Source organism: Corynebacterium sp., assembly GCF_022712195.1.
Classification (GTDB): domain Bacteria; phylum Actinomycetota; class Actinomycetes; order Mycobacteriales; family Mycobacteriaceae; genus Corynebacterium.
This window is the reverse complement of sequence record NZ_JALAGY010000067.1, coordinates 1-20,641: the sequence shown is the minus strand read 5'-3', so window position 1 is coordinate 20,641 and position 20,641 is coordinate 1. Positions and strand designations below refer to the sequence as shown.

Sequence of the window (20,641 nt, the reverse complement as noted above, 5' to 3'; positions counted from 1 at the left end):
CGGCACACCTGGGCCCACCTGCCCATTCCGGGGGTCGGGACGGGTGACCGGGAGTCCGTGCGGCAGTCGGCGGAACACCGGACGGAGGGGGGAGACGGGCCGCGGTCCGGGAGTTCGAGTTGCCTTTGGATCCGCGGTCGGCGAAGAGGACGGTGGGGGCGGAGTCGGGCCAGTCCGTCCAGAGTCCGTGGAGTGCCGCGGCTCCCCACTCGCCCGCGACCGTGTCCGGGTTGTTCATCGAGTGCGCGCGGGCACGGGTGACGGCGTCCGCGGGGAAACCCCCGAAAGGCCGGACATCCTCCGGCAGTGCCGAACGCGGGACGACCAGCCCGGAGGCGACGGTGACGTAGGTTTTGTCGAGTCTCCACCGGGTCACGGCTTTTGAGGCCAGCAGGTCCCGGCGCCGTTGAGGCAGTGTCCGGGGGAGGGCTCGGCGGGTGTGGGCGGGGCCACCGTGGGTCGGGAGTGAACGGTCCATGGTGGAGAGGGACTCGGCACGGGTGTGTCTGGGTTCCCCGGCGCCGGGACCTGTCACACAGCAACCCCGGAGGTCGGTGCCACCGACCTCCGGGGTTGCCGCGTCGGACGTGCTGGGTCGCGCGGTGTGTGGCGCGCCCGGACGCTACCCGGCGACGATCACGTCGAGGGTGCGCGGCCCGTGCACCCCCTGCACCCGGATCAGCTCGATGTCCACGGTCGCGCTCGGCCCGGAGACCATCGTCACCGGCAGTTCGTGCAGTCCCTCCGCGGTCAGCCTCGCGACGGCCTCGGGCACGATCTCCACGATGTCATCGACCTTCACGACCACGATGTGGTGGTCCGGCACCAGCGTGGTCGCCCGACGCCCGGACCCCGGACCCACCAGCATGATCGTGCCGGTGTCCGCCACCGACACCGCCGACGCGGTGACCACGGCGTCGACACCGTCCAGGGTGTCCAGGCCCACCGGGGCCCGGGTCGAGTCGTCGAGGACCTCCGCGGCCACCGACCCCACCCACGCGTGGTTCAGCTCCGCGGGGACCACGATCCGCGAGTCGGCGGTGTCCTCCCCGGCCCGGTCGAGGAAGCGCCGGACCGCGTCCGCGATCTCCGCGTCCTCCCCGCCGGTCCGGCTCACCGTGGCGTCGTAGTCCTCGAGCCGGTCGATGAGAAGGTCGACGAGTCCGCCGGTGTCCAGGGAGCCGGTGGACCGGTACCGGCGGGGCACCTCCACCGTCCCGGCGCCGTCCTGCCCGTCGCGCAGGCCCAACGACGAGCGCACCCGTGACAGGATCTCGGTCCGTGCGTCAGTCACTGGTCTTCCCCTTTCCGGTGCTTGCGGAACCAGCTGCGGAAGGACTCCGGCGGTGGTTGCGGTACGTCCCGTGAACTCGTCCACTGGCCGGCGATCCCGGGCAGGGACGTCATTCCCGCCGCGGGGCTGACCTTGTGGACCAGCGGGAGGGCCCGTTCGGCGAGGCCCATGCGGCGGCCGTCGCTCATCAGCCACTTCGCCCCGTCCAGCGCGACGTCCAGCTGTGAGGACGGGACGCGTCCGCCGTGGTTGACCTCCTGGTCCTCGTTGCGCAGCCGGGTGAGCATCTCCGGGATGTTGATCTTCACCGGGCAGGCGTCGTAGCAGGACCCGCACAGCGAGGACGCGTAGGGCAGCGACCCGTTCTCGGACTCGTCCACCCCCGTCATCAGCGGGGTGAGGACGGCCCCGATGGGCCCCGGGTAGACCGAGCCGTAGGCGTGGCCGCCGGTGCGTTCGTAGACCGGGCAGACGTTCATGCACGCCGAGCAGCGGATGCAGTGCAGCGCCTGGCGTCCGTGTTCATCGGCCAGGGCGCGGGTTCGGCCGTTGTCCAGCAGGATCACGTGGGCGTTCTGCGGGCCGTCGCCCGGTGTCACAACTGTCCAGAAGGAGCTGTAGGGGTTCATCCGTTCCCCGGTGGACGAGCGGGGCAGCAGCTGCATGAACACCTCCAGGTCCCGGAAGGTCGGCAGCAGCTTCTCGATGCCCATCACCGTGATCAGCGTCTCCGGCAGGGTCACGCACATCCGTCCGTTGCCCTCGGACTCCACCACGGAGAGGGTGCCGGTCTCGGCGATGCCGAAGTTCGCCCCGGAGACGGCGACCTTGGTCTCCATGAACTTGCGGCGCAGGTGCCGGCGGCTCGCGTCGGCGAGGTGCTCGGGGTTGTTGTCCAGGTCGGGGTCGACGTCCTCCATGCCGTTGAGGAAGATGCGGCGGATCTCGTCACGGTTGCGGTGGATCGCCGGGACGAGGATGTGGCTGGGCCTGTCGCCGCCGAGCTGGACGATGAGCTCGGCGAGGTCGGTCTCCAGGGCGCGGATGCCGCGGGGTGCGAGGTACTCGTTGAGTCCGATCTCCTGGGTGGCCATCGACTTGACCTTGATGACCTCGCGCACGCCGTCGTCGGTGAGTGGGGCGTGCTTGGTGACGAGTTCCTCGACGATGCGGTTGGCCTCGTCGGCGTCGCGGGCCCAGTGCACGTGGCCTCCGCGGGCGGTGAAGGCCTCCTCGAACTGCTGGAGCAGCTCGGGGAGCCGGGACATCACGTCCTGCTTGACGGCGGAGCCGGCGTCACGGAGGTCCTCCCAGTCCGGCATCTCGGCCACCCGCGCGGCCCGTTTGCCGCGGATGGTCCGGGTGGCGTGCTGCAGGTTGCTGCGCATCTGGACGTTGCCGAGCTCGTGCTCGGCGACTTCGGGGAAGGGGTGGGCCTCGACCAGGTTGCCGCGTCCGGGGACGGTCGGCATGCCGAGGACGGTGCGGGAACTCATCGCAGTGCACCTCCGGTGACCACGGCGCCGTCGTCCGGGAGGAGCAGCGGGCTGTCCTTCGTGGACGCCAGGATGCGGGCGAGGTGGACGGCGGCGGGGACGGCACCCTCGCCGGGGACGAGGCGTCCGGTGCGGGACAGGCCGCCGCCGATGTGCATCAGGCAGGAGACGTCGCCGCCGGTGCACACCGAGGCACCGCTGGAGATGACCGCCTCGACCTTGTCGCCGAGCATGGCCCCGGAGACCTGCGGGTTCTTCACCGAGAAGGTGCCGCCGAATCCGCAGCAGATGTCCTCGTTCTGGATGGTGCGCAGTTCCAGGCCCTCCACGGAGGCGAGGAGGTCGCGTTGCCGGTCGCCGAGGCGCAGCAGGCGCATGCCGTGGCACGAGGGGTGGTAGGCCACGGTGTGGGGGAACCAGCTGCCCAGGTCGGCGGCCGCGTCGGTGACGCCCTCGACGTCGGTGAGGAACTGGCACAGCTCGTAGGTGCGGTCGGCGATGTCCGTGGCACGGGACGCCAGGTCGGCGTCGCCGTTGTGGTCGGCGATCATCGGGTGCTGGTGTCCCAGCGAGGCCACACAGGAGCCGCTGGGGGCGATGGCGTAGTCCCAGTCGGATTCCTCGAAGGCCCGCACGTGGTTGCGGACCACGGGGTAGGCGTCGGTGAACTTCCCGGAGTTGATGTGCATCTGCCCGCAGCAGGCCTGCCGCTCCGGGAACACCACCCGGTGCCCCAGGCGCTCGAGGATGCTGACGGTGGCTTTCGCCGCCTCGGGGTACATGGCGTCGACGATGCATGTCGCGAACAACGCGATTCTCATGGTTCTCGTCCCTCTTCTCGGATTCTGCTTCTGCCGGGGACGTCCGGGCCGTCGGACACCGGTGGCGTGCGGTGGTCAACCGACGTCGGGTGGGCCCTCCGAGGCGTCCTGACGCTCCACTGTAGACCTGTCGGCCGGCCGTGTGCGACGCTGTGGAACAGCGGGGGAGGACATGTTTATGCAGATAGCAGGGTGTGGTCAGACCACACCAGGTCACGGGGTGCGGGGGTCCGGACGTGACGGGGGGAACCCGGGGGACGCACGGAGGCCCCGGCCTGCCGCCGGTCCACGGGATGTGGGACCGGCGACGGACCGGGGCCTCGGGACACCGGCACGCCGGGGCGCGCCGGAGCTCGTTCTAGTTGGTGCGCACCACGGTGAGGTTGCCCAGCTTGTCGAACCAGGAGCGCTTCTCCGGGTCGTTGGCGATGCCGACACCGATGAAGATCGCCAGGGCGATGTACACGAAGTAGCCGAGGAACGGTACGATCTGCGCGGCGTACCAGGAGTTGCGCTTCAGGGACGCCACGGCGTCAGGGTTCGAGCCGTCCGCGGCGACGACCTTCATGCCCAGGAGCCGCTTGCCGGGGCTGGCGCCCCAGGTGACCTCGCTGCCCACGCGGGCGGCGAACCAGATGATGATTCCGATGACGGCGGCCAGGAACATGGAACTGAGATTGAGCGCCGAAAGGTCGATACCGGCCAGCGACGCCAGGGCATTGGAGATGATCCCGATGATGATCAGGTCGATAATCGTGCCCGCCAGGCGGCGGCCCGCGCCGGGACGCTCGTTGGGGACCAGGCGGTTCGGGTCCTGACCGTAGGGGTCGTTGTTGTACTGCCCGTAGGACGGGACGCCGTCATAGGGGTTCGGGTTGTTGGTCATGGTGGTCTTCCGTCCTTCGTTTCGTCAGTGTCGTCAGTGTCGTCGTTCAGCTACGGTTGTTCAGCATAGAGCAGCAACCCCGGAGGCACGACAGGACGGCTTCCGGGGTTGCTGCGTATCTATCTCAGGGGTGTCAGGCGTTGACGCTGGCGCGGGCCTTCTCGGCCGCGGCGACGAGCACCTTGATGGAGGCGGTGGTCTCGTCCCAGCCACGGGTCTTCAGACCGCAGTCGGGGTTGACCCACAGCTGACGGGCCGGCACGGCCTCCAGCGCCTCGTTCAGCAGGGTGTCGACCTCGTCCTGCTCCGGGACGCGCGGCGAGTGGATGTCCCACACGCCCGGGCCCACGCCCAGCTCGAAGCCGGAGTCACGCAGGGCGTGCAACACGCGCATGCCGTTGCGGGACGCCTCGATGGAGGTCACGTCGGCGTCCAGGTCGCCCACGGTGCCGATGAGCTCGTTGAACTCCGAGTAGCACATGTGGGTGTGGATCTGGGTGGCGTCCTCCGCACCGGCGGTGGCCAGGCGGAAGGAGCCCACGGCCCACTCCAGGTAGGCGGGCTGCTGGGACGCGCGCAGCGGCAGCAGCTCGCGGATGGCGGGCTCGTCGACCTGGACGATCTTCGCGCCGGCGTCGACCAGGTCCGAGATCTCGTCGCGCAGGGCGAGGGCCACCTGGTCGGCGGTGGCGCCCAGCGGCTGGTCGTCGCGGACGAAAGACCATGCGAGCATGGTGACCGGACCGGTGAGCATGCCCTTGACCGGCTTGTCGGTGAAGGACTGCGCGACACGGAACCACTCGACGGTCATCGGCTCGGGGCGGGTGACGTCGCCGAAGAGGATCGGGGGACGCACGCAACGGGAGCCGTAGGACTGCACCCACGCCAGGTCGGTGGAGTGGTAGCCCTCGAGCTGCTCGGAGAAGTACTGGACCATGTCGTTGCGCTCGGGCTCGCCGTGGACGAGCACGTCCAGGCCGAGGGCCTCCTGCCGGTCGATGACGTCCTTGACCTCGTCGACCATGGCCTGGTGGTACTGCTCGGCGGTGAGCTCGCCCTTGCGCAGCCTGGCACGGGCCTGGCGGATCTCGGTGGTCTGGGGGAAGGAACCGATCGTGGTGGTCGGAAGCGGCGGGAGGCCGAGCTCCTTCTCCTGCACCTCGCGGCGCTGGTCGAAGGGGTTACGGCGACGGTCGGCGTCCGTGACGGCGTCGGTGCGGGTACGCAGGGCGCTGTTGCGGGTGCGCTCGGAGTTGCGGCGGGACGCCACGGCCTCGTGCGCCTCGGCGACGGCGGCCTTGTCGTCCTCGGTCTCGGTGCCGTTGAGCAGGCGGGACAGGACGGCGACCTCGGCGACCTTCTCGGCGCCGAAGGCGAGCCAGCTGCGCAGCTCGGCGTCGTCGTCGAGGCTGGTCTCCTGGGCGAGGGAGTAGGGGACGTGCAGCAGGGAGCTGGAGGTGGTGACGCCGACCGGGCCGCGCGCGGCGAGGGCCTTGAGGGTCTCCAGGGCGCGGGCCAGGTCGGTGCGCCAGATGTTGCGGCCGTCGACCACGCCGGCGAGCAGCTGCTCGGTGCCGGTCCAGGAGGGGAGCAGGTCGGCGTCGGCGACGTTGGTGTCGTCGGCCTGACGCTCGTCGGTGCGGCCGGTGACCAGGTCGACGCCGAAGGCGGCGATGCCGATGCCGGACAGCGTCTTCACGGCCAGGTCGCCGTCACCGAAGTAGGTCTGGACCAGCAGGTCGGTGTCACCGGCGGCGGCGACGAGCTTCTCGTAGCCGGAACGGGTGCGGGCCAGCAGGTCGGCCTTGCGGGCGTCGTCCTTGTCGACGTCGGTGACGAGGTAGGGCTCGTCGAACTGGACCCAGGCCGCACCGCGCTCGGCGAGTCGCGGCAGCAGGCGTGCGTAGGCCTCGAAGACCTCCTCGAGGTGGGTCAGGGCGTCCGACCCGTCAGTGGTGCGGGCCAGAGCCAGGTAGGTCAGCGGGCCGATGAGGACCGGTCGGGCGGCGGTGCCGCGGGTGACCTGGTCACCGAGGTCGGCGAGCAGGGCGGCGTCGTCGAGACGGAACTCGGTGTCGGCGGCGAGCTCGGGCACGATGTAGTGGTAGTTCGTGTCGAACCACTTGGTCATCGCGCTGGCCGGCAGGTCGGCGGTGCCGCGGGCGGCGGCGAAGAGCCGGTCGATGAAGGCGGGGAGGCCGTCGTTGCCGTGGTCGTCGATGTCGGCGACGCGGGCGGGAAGGGCACCGAGCAGGGCGGAGGTGTCCAGCATCGAGTCGTAGAAGCTACGGCCGATGGTGGGGACGGAGTCCAGGCCGGCCTCGGTGAGGTTGTCGGCCTGCTGGTTGACCAGCTGGGTGGCGACGGTGGCCAGGTTGCGGCCGGTGGAGTCGTCCTTCCAGTAGGTCTCGAGAGCCTTCTTCAGTTCGCGCTTCGGGCCGATGCGCGGAACCCCGGCGACGGTGGCGTTGATCTGTGCGGTCACAAATGATCCTTCACATGTGGTTGTACGGGTCTCGCCGTCGACCGTTGAGTCACATGTGGCACAGGGAAACCCCGGAACTGGCGTCCGTGGACGGCAGACCACACGCTGCGGACCGTGCACCCTGAGAGGGGTGCCGACGCACCGGTGCCGGTGCATCGTCCGCAGGTTCCGCCTCGTCCGGGGCTCCAGGAGGGGAACTCGACTCTCGTCGACTGCTTGGTGCCCAAGGTAACCAGTAGACCGCTTAGTCTGTCAAGTCCGTCACGTTTCTGCGCTGCTGAGACCCCTCGCATGTCGGATGCGGCCCGTACGTCCGCGTACGTCTGAGAGTGTCTCCGACTCGCTCCGCCTCACCGGAGCTGTCGAGGCATCTACGCAACGACTCGCCTGCCTCCGGCGATGTAACAGGTACGACCTGCAGGAACTCGAAACGGAGGACGCGATGACCCACCGCCTGAGGATCCTGGCCGTGCTGATGCTCCCCGCGGTGCTCCTCGGATGCACGGTGGACAACCGCGGCGACCCCGGGGATCGTGGAGACGCGGGGGACACAGCTCCGTCCGTGACCGGCCCTGACGGAGTCAGGCCGGCCGACGACACCCCGAGGGACGACATGACCGATGAGCGGATCATCCCCTGGACCTCGGCCGAGGAGGTCGGCCCGGCGACTCTCCGTGTGACCTTCATGGCGGGAACCACGAGCTGCTACGGAACGCGGGCCGTCGTACGGGAAAACGCGGAGGAGGTCCTCGTCGCGGCGGTCAGCGGCACTGTCCCCGACGCGCCGTCTGCCTGTCCTGACGTCGGACGTGACGCCTCCCTGCTCGTCGAACTGGACGACGAGGTCGGCGACCGCGAGGTGAAGCGCCTCGACGACGACAGCATCCTCCGCCGGTGATCCCGGGCCACCCCGGCAGACGCTGATCCGTCCGTCTCCGCCACGTACTTGCCCCGGCAGCCGCAACTCGGCAAGATAGCACCAGTTACGGCCCGTCTCCCCGAGGTGACATAGGGGAGCGGTCGCGGCGCGGCAGGTCCGCGCGTCCCACGTCCGACCCCTTCCCAGGAGCTCCCAGTGCGTCCCCTGTCACGAACCCTGCGACTCACCCTGATCTCGCTCGCCGTCGTCATCTACCTGGTGACCTGGCTCTACCTGGTGCTCAACCAGCCGGAGGACTCCGACTTCTCCTCGATGGCGGACTCCGCGTCGACCACGGTCGCCCTCGTGGGCTTCCTCGTCCCCACGGTGATGGCGCTGATCGCGGTGGTCCCCGCACTTCCGGTGCGTACCCTGGCGCTGATGCCGGTGGCACTGGTGCTGAACATCGTCGTCGGGCAGGTCGTGGGAACCATGGGACTGCCCGTCCCGCTCTACCTCGACTCCTTCGGCACGGTGCTCGTGGGGGTGTTGGCGGGGCCGGCGGCCGGGCTGGCCACCGGTGGCCTTTCGGCGCTGGTGTGGGGGACGTTCAACCCCACGATCGTGCCTTTCGCCGCAGGCTACGCGCTGATGGGCCTCGCCGCCGGGCTGGTCAGGGCGCTTTTCCGTTCGTCCTGGTGGAAGGTCGTCGTCGCTGGCCTGGTGCTGGGTTTCCTCTCCGCGCTGGTCTCCGCGCCGGTGGCGTCGTTCATCTTCGGCGGTACGGCGGGCACGGGCACGGGCCTGCTCGTGAGTTTCTACCAGTCGTTGGGCGCGTCGCAGACCACGGCGGTGTTCCTGCAGTCGTGGACGTCCGACCCGTTGGACAAGGTCATCGTCTTCCTTGTCGTCTGGCTGGTGGTGCGCTCCCTCCCGGAGCGTTCCCGCAGGACGTTCGACCCTGACTCCGTACCGGTCCAGAACTCGCCCGCGGCCGTATGAGCAGGTTGAGCCCGCTGACCCCGTTGACCGGGGCCGCCTGTGCGATCGTCACGGTCATGGTGCTGCATGATCCGTGGGTGTCGGCGGGTTTCCTGCTGGGGGCGGTCCTGCTGGCCTCCGCGGGACGTCGTCACCGACGTGCCCTGGTGGCGGGCCTGCTGCTGTCGGTCCCGGCGATGCTGTCGTATGCGCTGATCTACGTGCCCTTCGGTGACCGGGAGATCGCCCGAGTGCTGATTCCGGTCACCTCGGACGGGGCGGGGATCGCCTGGGACCTGGGCCTGCGGTTCGCGGCGATGACCTGCGCCGGGCTGGTGATCGGGAGTTTCGTCGACGCCGACGCCCTGATGCGGCGCCTGCAGCTGTCGGTCCCTGCGCCGTTGGTCTACATGGTGGGGACGGTGGTGAGGCTGCTGCCGATGGCGCAGCAGCGGTGGCGGACCATCCGGCAGATCCAGGCGTCCCGCGGGGTGGATGTCGAGACGTGGCGCTCCCGCGGTTCGACCGTCCTGCCACTGGTCGTCGGCCTGATCGACGACGCCGCCCAGCGTGCCCGTCCCCTGCAGCGCACCGGAATCGGCGAGCCCGGTCCGCGCACCCTGCTGGTGCCGGTGCCGGACTCCACGGTTCAGCAGGTGTGCCGCTGGCTGATGGTGCTCGGTGCTGTGGTGGTCATCGTGGCCGGGGTGCTCATGTAGCTGACGGCTGCCACGGGACGGCGCCGCGTCCCCGGAGGCGTCCGACCCTTCCACGCGGTCTCGGGGCAGGGAACGGTAACCGAGCCCGGCCCCGGGACTGCTACTGCATGATCCTCGTCGACTCGATCGCCTCGGTGGTCTTGCGGTTGTAGCCGTCCAGCAGCCGGCGCAGGACGAGCCCCAGGATGAGCATCGGCACCACGAACAGCAGCAGCAGGCCCAGTTCGATCCACAGGTCGCCGCGGTAGACACCGGCGATCGCGGCGCGCATCGCGTCGATGGCGTGGGTCGCCGGGAGCCACGGGCCGATGGCCTGGAACCACCCGGGCAGTAGTTCCAGCGGGTACGCGCCGCCGGCACCGGACACCTGGAACACCAGCAGCAGCACCGAGATCGCCTTGCCGGCACTGCCGAAGGACAGCACCAGGGTGTAGATGATCAGCATGAACACCAGGGACGTGACCCAGCCGCACAGCATCAGCAGCAGCGGGTGGGCCGCCTCGATCTGGACGAAGAAGATCAGCCCCAGCACGGCGAGCGTGCTCTGCGCCAGGCCGATCAGCGCGAAGATGCCGAAGCGCCCGAAGTACGCCGTGCTCCGCGAGTACTCGATCACCTCGTCGCCGGACGATTCACCCGGGACCGCGGCCTCCGCGTCCCCGGTGTCCTCAGCGCCCGCGCCTTCCTCGCCGGCCTCGTCGGCCTCGTCGGTCTGGTCTCCCTTCTTCCCCTTCTTCGGGGTGGTCTTCTCCGGCACGCCGGTGCGGACGAGCACGGAGGTGAGCACCGCGCCGATCCACAGCGCGAGCGTGAGGTACAGCGGTGCCATGCCGACGCCGAAGCTGACCACGGGGAACACCGGGTCACGCTTGACGTCGACGGGTGCGGCGAGCTGGCTGGCCAGGGCCTCGGGGTCGGAGCCCACGATCTCGGCGAGCCGGGAGAAGTCACCGGTGTCGCCGGCGGTGGCCAGTGCCTCCTGGAGCTCGGTGAACCTGTCGGCGTGCTCGTCGAGACGGTCGGCGAGCTTGGCGGTGGCGTCCCGCGTCCGGCTCAGGGCGTCCTGCACGGAGCCGGGCGAATCGGACGTCGACTCCCGGATGCCGGCGATGTCCTCGCGGACGCTGGCGATGTTGTTCCCGAGGGAGTCCAGGGTGTTCCCGAGCTCGGCGAGCTGGGGCTTCAGGTCCTCCCGGTAGGACGTCACGGCGTCGTCCACGGCCGCGCGCGCCTGCGAGATGGCGTTCCGGCTGCCTTCGCGGGAGTCCTGGGCGGACCGGTTTCCGCTGGAGATGTCCTCGGCGGACTGCGCGAAGCTGTCGTGCAGGTCCTGGCTGCGGTCGATCGCGGCGTCCAGGCGGGAGAGCACCCGCTCATAGCCGGGCTTGGCGACCTCGGGGAGGTTGCCGGGGACGTTGCTCTCCATGGTGTCGCGCAGCGACTGGAAGAAGTCCACCTGCTGCTGGACGCGGTCGGCGAGGGTCCTGTAGGTCGACGCTGCGCTGGCGCTGGTGGTGTCGGCGCTGTCGAAGAGCTCGTCGAGCCGGTCGGCGACCGCACCGTAGCTGTCGCCGGTGGCCTGCAGAGCCGTCTCCAGGGAGCCGGTCGCGTCGCGGAGGGTGGAGTCGAGTTCCGAGGCGGCCCCGGAGCCGCCGCCGATGCGTGTCGACGGGTCGTCGAATTGGCCGCCGGCGGCGCTGATGATGCTGTCGGCGCCCTGCACCAGGGGGATGGAGGAGTCGAGCAGGCCGGTCAGGGAGCGCACGGTCTGGGCGCCGGAATGCAGGCGCACGCCCACGTTCTCCACCCGGTTCTCCACCCGTTGGATGGCTGCCTGGGTGTCGTCCTCCTCCAGGTAGTTGTTGAGTGACGACACCAGCCCCAGGCCCACACTGCTGACCGTCCGGGTGAAGGTCTCGTTGATCTGCGCGATCATGCCCTCGGCACCCTGTGAGGTGATCACCGTGGACAGCGCGTTCTTCTTCTCGTTGGTGTAGAGGTCGATCTTCGAGGGTTCGGTGCCTTCGACGTAGAAGGTCAGCATGTCGGAGCTGAAGGACGGCGGCAGGACGATGGCCGCGTAGTAGTCCCCGGCCTTCGTGCCCTCGACCGCCTGGTCTTCGTCGGTGATGACCCAGTCGATCTGGTCGTTGCGGCTCAGCTGGGACAGCACCTGGTCGCCGAGGTTGATCCGCAGCGACGCCAGGTCACTCTCGTGGCCTTCGTCGGCGCTGGCGACCGCGATCTTCAGCTGGTCGGTGTTGTCGAAGGGGTTCCAGCTGGCCAGGACGTTGAACGTCGAGAACAGCAGCGGGATGATCACGAGCCCGAAGATCAGGATCGAGGTCATGACGTTGTTCTTCACGCCGCGCAGGTCGTTGCGCAGGATGCTCAGGGCGTTCTTCATGCGTTGTCTCCGTCCCCGTCCATGGAGTACGTCTTGCGCCGGGCGCTCTGGGCCACGGCCGCCTCACGCAGCTCCTCCTCGGAGAGGTCGGTCAGTTCCTGAACGTGGGCGAAGCTCTGCTTGACGTACTCCAGCGCGGCGATGAAGCCGACGATCAGCAGGCACCACAGGCACATGATCCCGAACAGCGCCGCCTTCTCGTCGGTGTAGACGCGGGCGAGGACGCACAGGACGACGATGCCGACCACGCCGGTGATGACGGCCCCCCGCAGCAGCGTCGGGTAGTTGGTCCGCAGCGGTTTCCAGCGGTTGTCGATCTCCTCGCGGAAGGCCTCGCGGTCGCGCATGGCGTGGATGACGTCGGTCAGCCGGTAGCTGCTGCCCACGACCTCCACCTGGTCGTTGAGGACCAGTCCGGACGCGGCGTGTTGCCGGTTGACCATCCCCTTCACGTTCGACAGGCCTCTGCGTAGCAGGGTTCCCAGGACGAAGGAGATCACGGCCATCAGCACGAGTGTCCCCATGGCCTTCAGGTAGTGGTCGCCGTAGAAGCCGCCGATGGTCTCGCGCAGTGCGTCGATACCGTAGGTCAGCGGAAGGACCGGGTGCAGGGCCTGGAAGAAGTCCGGTGTCATCTCGATCGGGTACATGCCGGAGGCGCCGGGTATCTGCAGGAACGCCAGGACCACCGCGATGATCCGCCCGATGTTGCCCAGCGCGGATATCAACGCGTAGATGATGCTGAGGTAGCACAGTGCGATGACCACACAGGTGGCCACGAAGGCGACGGGGTTCACCGACTGCACGCCCATCACCATGTTGCCCACGGAGACCACCAGTCCCTGGAAGGTGCTCAGGACGGCCAGCAGGATGAAGCGTCCACGGTAGGCCTGGGCGACGGTGAGTTTCCGGAGACCGGCGGTGTCCACCTCGGTCCGGAAGATCACCATGAGCATGAAGGCGCCGATCCACAGCGACAGGTTCGTGAACAGGCCCGCCATGCCGGAGCCGTAGTTGGCGACGGGGTAGACGGCGTGGCTCTCCACCTCGGCGGGGGTGGCCATGAACTCGGAGATGCCGACGGAGTCCAGGTTGGACACCGTCCCGAGGATGCCGTCGCCGGATGCCGCGTTCAGGGCGAGGACGTCGGCGCGCGCGGTCTTCAGTCCGTCCTCGATGCCGGACAGGTCGTTCTTGAAGTTGCCGAGGACCTCCTGCGACGTGCCGATCTGGCGGTCGAGGCCGTCGAGGAGCGTGACGGACTCGCCCAGGAGGGTCCGCTGTGAACTCAGGGCGGAGGAGAAGGCGCCGGCGGTGGTGTTGACCCGGTTGATCGCCGAGTTCAGTGCGGGCAGGGAGTCGTTGACGGAGCTGCGCAGGCCCTGGGCCCGGTCGCGGGTGTCGCCGGTGGCCTGTGCGAGGGCGTCCGCCGCGGCGTCGACCGCGGAGACGGTGTCTGACGCGTTGCCCTGCAGCCCGTTGAGGTCGTCGAGCAGCTGCTGGTTGGTGGCGTTGCGTTCCCGCAGGTCGTTGAGGGTGTCGTTGAGCGGCCCCGAGACACCGGGCGTCATCGCGGCGTTGCCCAGGAGCTTCTCGAGCTGGTCGATGGCCTGGTCGGCCTGCCGGACGATGCCGGACGCCTCGCGGGTGGCGGTGCCCAGGCCGGCGCCGGCCCGGTCGAGTTCACCGGTGACAGACGAGATCGCGGCGTTGGCCGACGCCGTCCCGTCCGCCAGTGCGGTCGTCCCCTCCACGTAGGCGGCGGTGGCGGCGTCGGAGAAGGACGTCACCTGTTCCTGGACCTCGGTCATGATCGACTGGACCTGGTCGAGGGCGGTGGTGGCGTCGCCCAGGGTGGCGTCGACGGAGCGCAGGGCGTCCTGGGTGGCGGCGATGGTGGGGCGGGCGTCGTCGAGCCGCTGCTGGATCCGCCCCACCTCCTCCTGGGCGGACTCCATCGTCCCGGCGGTCTCGTCGAAGGCGTTGGCGGTCCGGTCGCAGGCACCGGTGAGCCTGTCGCTCAGCGACCCGCCGGCGTCGCGCAGCTCGGTGGTGACCGACTCCGCGACGGTCTCCTTGAACACCGAGGTGATCGTCGCGTCGAGCGTGGTCGCGGCCTGGTCGGTGATCTTCGGCGAGATCGCGCTCTTCTTCTCGTTGACCTGGTAGGTGATCGTCGGCTGGGAGTAGGTTCCCCCGAACATGCTCAGGATGTCGGAGGAGAAGGTGGGGGGCACGGTGATGGTGGCGGCCACGTCGCCCTTGCGTAGGGCGTCGTCCGCCTCGTCGTCGTCCATGAACTGCCAGCCCAGCTGGTCGTTCTCCTCCAGTTGGCCCATCATCTGCTTGCCCACGTCGATCGGCCCGGTGAACTCGGAGGTGCCGCCGTCGTCCTCGTTGACGACGGCGACCCTGATGTTCTCCGTGTTGCCGTAGGGGTCCCAGAAGGCTGCGACGTTGACCCACGAGTAGAGCGCAGGGGTGATCAGCACGCCGATGACGATCACCCACACCTTGGGGGTACGCAGGATACGTCCGACGTCACGTGTGAAGATATTCCAGCTTACGGCCACCCGGTGACCGTAGCACTTGGTACGGGGAGCGCGGGCCAGCTGGGCAGTTTTCCAAGCTAACTGTTACCGACGTCTACTACCCGGTCAACTACCCTCGGTCGCATGACGTCCCCGAGCCCTGAGAAACGGCCCCTCGTCCTGGCGATCACCGCGTGCCCCACCGGCATCGCCCACACCTACATGGCCGCCGAGAACCTCGTCGCGGCCGCCGACACCGCCGGTGTGCGGGTCCGTGTGGAGACGCACGGGTCCATCGGCGTGGAGGACGCGTTCACCGACGCCGAGGTCCGCGAGGCGGCGGCCGTCGTCGTCGCGGCGGACACGACGATCGACACCGCCCGGTTCGCCGGCAAGCCGCTGCTGTCCACCGGCGTGGACGACGGCATCAGGAGGCCCGGCGAACTGCTGCGCTCGGCGCTGAAGGCGCCGGTGAGCAGTGGCACCGCCACCGCGGGTGTGGACGGCGCCGGCGGTGACGGGCCCGCCGGTGAACGCTCCCGGATCCGCCGCGTCGGCGACGACCTCTACCGCGCGTTGATGAACGGTGTCTCCCACATGATCCCGTTCGTCGTCACCGGCGGCCTGATGCTCGCCGTGGCGCTGTCGCTCGGCGGGGAACCCACGGCCGAGGGCCTGGTGATCCCGGAGGGGACGTTCTGGGACACCCTCAACCAGCTCGGCGGGCTGGCGTTCTCCCTCATGGTCCCGGTGCTGTCCGGGTACATCGCGGCGGCGATCGCCGACCGACCCGGTCTGGCGCCCGGGTTCGTGACCGGTCTGGTGGCGGTGACGGGGGACCTGTACGGCTCCGGGGCGGGCGCCGGTTTCCTCGGCGGCATCGTCACCGGACTGCTCTCCGGGTACGTGGCACTGGCGATCCGCAGGATCCCGGTGCACAGGTACATCCAGCCGATCTGGCCGATCATCGTCATCCCTGTGCTGACCACGCTCATCGTCGGCGGGCTGTTCGTCTACCTGCTGGGACGGCCGATCGCCACGCTCTTCGAGGTGATGACGGAGGGCCTGGAGGGGATGCAGGGGTCGTCGGTCCTGCTGCTCGGTGCGATCATCGGCGCGATGATCGCCTTCGACATGGGTGGCCCGTTGAACAAGACGGCGTTCCTCTTCGCCGGTGGTCTCATCGCGACCGGCAACGCCGCGCCGATGGGGATGGCGGCCGTCGCCATCGCCGTCCCGCCGATCGCCGCGGGGGTGACGACGCTGCTGGCGCGCAGCCGGTTCAACAAGGCGGAGCGGGACGCCGGGGTGGCGGGCCTGTTCATGGGGTTCTTCGGGATCTCGGAGGGGGCGATCCCGCTCGCAGTCGCCCGTCCGCTGCAGGTCATCCCCGCCAATGTGGCCGGCGGTGCGGTGGCCGGGGCGCTGGCGGGGATGTTCGGTGTGAAGGACAACGTGATGCACGGCGGGCCGATCGTCGCGGTCCTCGGCGCGGTCGAGGGTGTGACCTGGTTCTTCCTGTGCCTGGTGGTCGGTGTCGTCGTGACGTCGGCGGTGTCGCTGCTGCTCATGGCTCTCACCACGAGCGCCCCGGCGGAAGGGAAGGACGGGGAGGCCGAGGCGGGGTCAGGCACAGAGTCGGGCACTGAACTGGCCTCGTCGGATCTCATCGACGTGGGCACGGTCGTGCTCGACCTCGATGCCGCAACCGGTCAGGCCGGGGACACAGGGGGCACAGCCGCGGTGATCCGCGCCCTCGCCGGGCAGGCGGAGAGGCAGGGACGTCTCTCGGAGGCGGAGGTCGTGGAGGCGGCGCTGGCCCGTGAGGCGCAGTCCACCACCGCGGTCGGCAACGGTGTGGCCATCCCGCATGCCCGCAGCGCGGCCGTGGGCGTCCCGACCCTGGCGTTCGGACGGCTGCGGACGCCGGTGGAGTGGGATGCGCCGGACGGTGGTGCGGTGGATCTGGTGTTCCTCATCGCTGTGCCGGAGGACGCGGGGAAACAGCACCTCAGGATCCTCGCGACGCTCGCCCGTGCCCTGATGAAGGAGGACTTCCGGGAGTCCCTGCGTGGCGCGTCGACGCCGGAGGAGGTCGTCGGACTGGTGAAGGGGCTCGGCGTCGGGGAGGTGCAGACCGGGGCGGTGTCGGGGTAGAGGGGCCGCCCCGGTCCACTCAGCTCAGCATGTGCTCGAGCTCCACACCCTTGGTCTCCCGGACCATGAACCAGACGACGAAGACGGAGATGAGCGCGAAGACGGCGTACAGGCCGTAGGTCAGTGCCAGGCTGGCGTCGGACAGTGCGGGGAAGGTGACGGTGACCAGGAAGTTGGCGACCCACTGGGCGGCCCCGCCGATGCCGAGGGCCAGGGCCCGGAACCGGTTGGGGAACATCTCCCCGAGGAGCAGCCACACCAGCGGGCCCCAGCTGGCGCCGAAGCCGACGACGAAGGTGTTGGCGGCGACCAGGGCGATGACGCCCCACTGGTCGGGGAGCACCACCTCACCGTTGACCGTGTGGGCGTTCGTGAAGGCGAAGGCCATCACCGACAGTGACACGGTCATCAGGACCGACCCGATGAGCAGCAGCCGTTTGCGTCCCAGGACGTCGACCAGGCTGATGGCGATGACGGTGGCGATGATGTTCGTCACCGAGGTGATGACGGAGATCAGGAAGGAGTCCGATTCGGCGAAACCCACGGAGCGCCACAGTGTGGTGGAGTAGTAGAAGATCACGTTGATGCCGACGAACTGCTGCAGCACGGACAGGATGATCCCCGTCCAGACGATCATCTTGAAGCCGAACCGTCCGCCGAGCAGGTCACGGAAGCGCTGCCGGTGCTCGAGGTTCACCGTCTCACGGATCTCGACGATCTTGGCGTCGAGCTCGCGGGGGTCGGTGATGCCGACGATACGGCGCAGCGTGTCGCGGGCGCCGTCCTCGTCGCGGCGTTCGACCAGGAAGCGCGGCGACTCCGGCAGGCGGAGGGCCAGGAGGCCGTAGAGCGCTGCGGGGGCGAGTTCGGTGAGGAACATCCACCGCCAGGCGGCGACGCCGAGCCAGTCCTCGGCCGCGCCACCGGCCGCCGCGGCGATCGTCGCACCGGCGAGCAGGGCCAGGAAGATGCCGATGACCAGGGCCATCTGCTGGACGGTTCCCAGGCGTCCCCGCAGCCGCGCGGGTGCGACCTCGGCGATGTAGGCCGGTGCGATGACGGAGGCGAAGCCCACGCCGACACCACCGATGAAACGCCAGGCGATGAGGTCCCACACGCCGAAGGCGACACCGGAGCCCAGGGAGCTGACCGCGAGGAGGACCGCGGCGATGAGCATCGTCCGCACGCGGCCGTAGCGTTGGGCGCAGAGGCCGGCGTACCAGGCGCCGAGTGCGGCGCCGAGCAGGGCGCAGGAGACGGTGAAGCCGAGCAGTGCCGAGCCGAGTCCGAACTCCTCCCGGATGGCGTCGACGGTGCCGTTGATGATCGCGGAGTCGTAGCCGAAGAGGAAGCCGCCGAGTGCGGCGATGCACACCGCGACGAGCAGTTTCCCGGAGAGCTTGCCCGCGTCGGCGACCAGGATCGGCGGTCCTGGGGCGGGGGTTGCGTCACTCATGTCATCCGTCCCGGGTCAGACGAGGCCGAGGGCGCGTCGGCCGATGGTGTTGAGGTCGTCCGGGTGGAAGCGGTCGACCCAGTCGACCTCGTAGTTCTCGTCGGGGAAGTCCGTGGGGGATGTGCCGTTGCGCAGGGCCTCGCCGACGCTGGTGGCGTAGTGCTCGTTCTTCTCGCACTGCGGGGCTGCGGGGATGTACATCACGTTGCCCCAGCCCTGCTGGTCCTTCACGGGGGCGACGCTGTGGATGACGTCGCAGTGCCACCACACGGAGTCGCCGGCCTGCAGGTCGGGGATCGGGGTCAGGGCCCGCATCAGCAGCGGGTGCCATTCCTCCGAGATCGGCAGGACATGCCGGGGCGTGACGCCGCAGAGCTCGTCCTCCGGGACGTCGTCCTGCAGCGCGCGCAACAGGATGTAGGCCATGGCCTCCGGGATCGGGACGACGTGGAGGACGCCCTGGTCGTTCTTCTGGTCGGACAGGGCGGTCCACCCCTGGAAGGTGCGGAACATGGAGCACATCGTGGTGCCGCCGTCGTACTCGTGGACGTCGGTGCGGTAGGCGGCGTCCCAGGGGTTGTAGTTCTCGATGTCGCCGTTGAAGACGTGGCGGAAGACCTTGCGGTAGGCGGGCAGCAGCCAGCGCTCCAGGGACCCGGAGTCGGTGTGGGCGCCGAGGCCGCCGGAGTCGGTGCCGGGACGGCGGCGGCGGACACGGTCGGGGTACATGCAGTCCTGGTCCGGGTTGAACCACCGGCGGCCCTCGGACTCCACGTCCCAGCGGTGGTTGAGGAACGACTGCACGGTAGCGGTGCGCTCGTCCTGGCGGGCGAGCATCTGGGGTCGTGACCAGTACAGCGGGAAGATCTCGGGACGCGAGGCGGCGGTTCCCAGGGTGCCGAAGAAGTCGTCGCCGGGGCCGCGGTACTTGCTGTCGAAGTCGTTGGCCTCGACGTAGTCGACCAGCTGGCGGTCCCAGTCGAGGGCCTGGCTGCGGGGGAAGTGACCGCGGACGACGAGGCAGCCGCGGTCGCGGACGGCGGCGACGGTCTCGTCGGGGACCCGGCCCGAGGCCAGGGCGTCGTAGTCGACCTCGGGCCAGACGGGCTGCCCGGAGTCGCGGAGGCGCTCGACCTCCTCGACCCGGGCCTCGATGCGGCGGCTGAGCCGGTCGAATGCGTCCTTGACGTCGGTCGTGGACCTGATCTCGGCCTTCATCTCCCTGATGGCGGCTCCGACATCGGTCGGGACCTTCGGTGCGACGTGCTGGGGGTTCATGGCGGTTCCCTCCTCCGGGTCTGCAGCTCACCTTGAAGTAAGGCGACCTGACTAATGATGTGGATCACACCGTATGCGGTCGTGTTCGTCCGGTCAAGTAGGCTTACGAAAGAGAACAGAGTGGAAGCAGTCGCTGGAGGGAGAGACCCGTGGCCGGAGTGCGGGAGAGTGACCGTGCCTTCCTCGAGGCCGTCCTCGACCAGGGGAGCGCCTCCCGGGCGGAGGTGGCGGGCACCGCGGGGATCTCTAAGCCCACGGCCTCCGAGGCCGCCGTTCGGCTGGTGGACGCCGGGGTGCTCAGGGAGTCCGGGACCGACCACGGCCGTCGGGGCAGGTCCCCGCTGCTCTACGAGGTCGACCCCGGCTTCGGTGTGGGGCTGGCGGTCGCCGCTCAGACCAGAGGCCTGGACATCGGCGTCGTCGGCATGGACGGCGGTTTCCTGCGGCGGCGGCATCTCCCGCTGGACCCCCGGCTCTCAGCGGAGGAGTTTGCCGTCCTGCTCGTGGAACATGTCCAGGAGGACCTCGCCGGTACCGCCGGGGCATACGGCGCAGCCGTGCCCTGCCGTGCGGCGGCGGTGTCGTTGGCGGCGCCCGTCGACCCCGGCACCGGCCGGGTGGTCCGGCTGGGGGAGGCGCCCTTCCCTGCCGCGGACACCGACGTCCACGCCCTGCTCAGTCCCCTGGTGGCGGGGCCGGTTGTCGTGGACAACGACGTCAACTGGGCGGCGCTGGCCACCTGCGCGCAGCGCCGTGGGCTGGCCCGGGAGACGGTCCTCCACCTGCACCTCGGAACAGGGCTGGGCGCGGCGTTGACCGTGGAGGGGTGGATCGTCCGCGGGCGGAGAGGGGCCTTCGGTGAGCTCGGACGGATCCGCTCGGACGGTCGCACCGTCACCGACCGCCTCGGTGAGCTGGGTGTGCTGGAGGAGGGGGGATACGCCATCTCCGTCCCCGCCTGTCTGGAACTCGTGGACCGTGGGCCGTCCTCGGCGCAGGCGGAACGGCTGATCCGCGTCCTGGCGGAGACCGTCGGCGTCGCCGTCATGCTGCTGGACCCGGACCGTCTGGTCGTCACCGGCCCCATCGCCACCGACGCCGTGGTGGGCTGGCTGACCGATCGGCTCCACCGTTCACTTGACGACGGTGCCGTGCCGGAGGTGGTTCGGGTCACCGGGCAAGGGGCGTCGCCCCTCGACGGTGCCCGCTCAGCGGCGCACGACCAGCTCATCGCGCAGGCGCTCGCGTCCTGCGGGTAGGGGGTGCAGGGG

General features: G+C 69.5%; 14 protein-coding genes and 1 pseudogene. 5 read left to right on the top strand and 10 right to left on the bottom strand.

Annotated features, from left to right (window positions below; genetic code table 11):
- From Q0A34_RS08885 to metE, 6 genes and pseudogenes are all read right to left on the bottom strand, one after another.
- Positions 1 to 478 (bottom strand): annotated as a pseudogene (locus Q0A34_RS08885) (hypothetical protein); the annotation flags it as partial.
- Between the two features lie 144 nt (positions 479 to 622).
- The gene (locus Q0A34_RS08880; RefSeq protein WP_291479638.1) at positions 623 to 1,294 is read right to left on the bottom strand and encodes an LUD domain-containing protein; all 672 of its coding nucleotides are present in this window, start codon (positions 1,292 to 1,294) and stop codon (positions 623 to 625) included.
- Positions 1,291 to 2,790 carry a lactate utilization protein B gene (locus Q0A34_RS08875; protein ID WP_291479637.1) on the bottom strand — a complete coding sequence of 500 codons (1,500 nt, stop codon included), beginning with the start codon at positions 2,788 to 2,790 and terminating at the stop codon, positions 1,291 to 1,293. Before Q0A34_RS08875 ends, Q0A34_RS08880 begins: the two co-directional genes overlap by 4 nt.
- Entirely contained in the window at positions 2,787 to 3,611 is an 825-nt protein-coding gene (locus Q0A34_RS08870) for a (Fe-S)-binding protein (protein WP_291479636.1), read from the bottom strand. The genes Q0A34_RS08875 and Q0A34_RS08870 overlap by 4 nt, the downstream gene beginning before the upstream one ends.
- Positions 3,612 to 3,969: 358 nt before the next feature.
- The gene (locus tag Q0A34_RS08865; protein WP_291479635.1) at positions 3,970 to 4,497 is read right to left on the bottom strand and encodes an RDD family protein; all 528 of its coding nucleotides are present in this window, start codon (positions 4,495 to 4,497) and stop codon (positions 3,970 to 3,972) included.
- 133 nt (positions 4,498 to 4,630) lie between these two features.
- Positions 4,631 to 6,982, bottom strand: a complete 2,352-nt coding sequence (metE, locus tag Q0A34_RS08860) for a 5-methyltetrahydropteroyltriglutamate--homocysteine S-methyltransferase (protein ID WP_291479634.1) — start codon at positions 6,980 to 6,982, stop codon at positions 4,631 to 4,633.
- 442 nt (positions 6,983 to 7,424) lie between these two features.
- Here metE and Q0A34_RS08855 point away from each other — a divergent pair, with 442 nt between their 5' ends.
- From Q0A34_RS08855 to Q0A34_RS08845, 3 genes are all read left to right on the top strand, one after another.
- Complete coding sequence (locus Q0A34_RS08855; protein ID WP_291479633.1) at positions 7,425 to 7,880, top strand: hypothetical protein; 456 nt, start codon at positions 7,425 to 7,427, stop codon at positions 7,878 to 7,880.
- A 186-nt stretch (positions 7,881 to 8,066) separates the two neighbouring features.
- Entirely contained in the window at positions 8,067 to 8,843 is a 777-nt protein-coding gene (locus tag Q0A34_RS08850) for an ECF transporter S component (RefSeq protein WP_291479640.1), read from the top strand.
- On the top strand, positions 8,840 to 9,541 hold the full coding sequence (locus Q0A34_RS08845; protein WP_363316440.1) for an energy-coupling factor transporter transmembrane component T: 702 nt from the start codon (positions 8,840 to 8,842) through the stop codon (positions 9,539 to 9,541). The genes Q0A34_RS08850 and Q0A34_RS08845 overlap by 4 nt, the downstream gene beginning before the upstream one ends.
- Before the next feature lie 100 nt (positions 9,542 to 9,641).
- Here Q0A34_RS08845 and Q0A34_RS08840 read toward each other — a convergent pair whose 3' ends face one another.
- Complete coding sequence (locus tag Q0A34_RS08840; RefSeq protein WP_291479632.1) at positions 9,642 to 11,948, bottom strand: YhgE/Pip domain-containing protein; 2,307 nt, start codon at positions 11,946 to 11,948, stop codon at positions 9,642 to 9,644.
- Positions 11,945 to 14,521, bottom strand: a complete 2,577-nt coding sequence (locus tag Q0A34_RS08835; RefSeq protein ID WP_291479631.1) for a YhgE/Pip domain-containing protein — start codon at positions 14,519 to 14,521, stop codon at positions 11,945 to 11,947. Before Q0A34_RS08835 ends, Q0A34_RS08840 begins: the two co-directional genes overlap by 4 nt.
- Before the next feature lie 102 nt (positions 14,522 to 14,623).
- Between Q0A34_RS08835 and Q0A34_RS08830 the strand changes: the two genes are divergently transcribed.
- Entirely contained in the window at positions 14,624 to 16,636 is a 2,013-nt protein-coding gene (locus Q0A34_RS08830) for a fructose-specific PTS transporter subunit EIIC (protein WP_291479630.1), read from the top strand.
- 19 nt (positions 16,637 to 16,655) lie between these two features.
- Here the strand turns inward: Q0A34_RS08830 and Q0A34_RS08825 are convergent, their stop codons facing one another.
- Together Q0A34_RS08825 and Q0A34_RS08820 are read right to left on the bottom strand one after the other, a co-directional pair.
- On the bottom strand, positions 16,656 to 18,092 hold the full coding sequence (locus Q0A34_RS08825) for a sugar porter family MFS transporter (protein WP_291479629.1): 1,437 nt from the start codon (positions 18,090 to 18,092) through the stop codon (positions 16,656 to 16,658).
- A gap of 15 nt (positions 18,093 to 18,107) precedes the next feature.
- Positions 18,108 to 19,370 (bottom strand): DUF1479 domain-containing protein, encoded by a 1,263-nt coding sequence (locus Q0A34_RS08820; RefSeq protein ID WP_291479628.1) that lies wholly within the window; start codon positions 19,368 to 19,370, stop codon positions 18,108 to 18,110.
- 149 nt (positions 19,371 to 19,519) lie between these two features.
- Here Q0A34_RS08820 and Q0A34_RS08815 point away from each other — a divergent pair, with 149 nt between their 5' ends.
- Positions 19,520 to 20,629, top strand: a complete 1,110-nt coding sequence (locus tag Q0A34_RS08815) for an ROK family protein (protein ID WP_291479627.1) — start codon at positions 19,520 to 19,522, stop codon at positions 20,627 to 20,629.
- Positions 20,630 to 20,641: the final 12 nt, after the last annotated feature.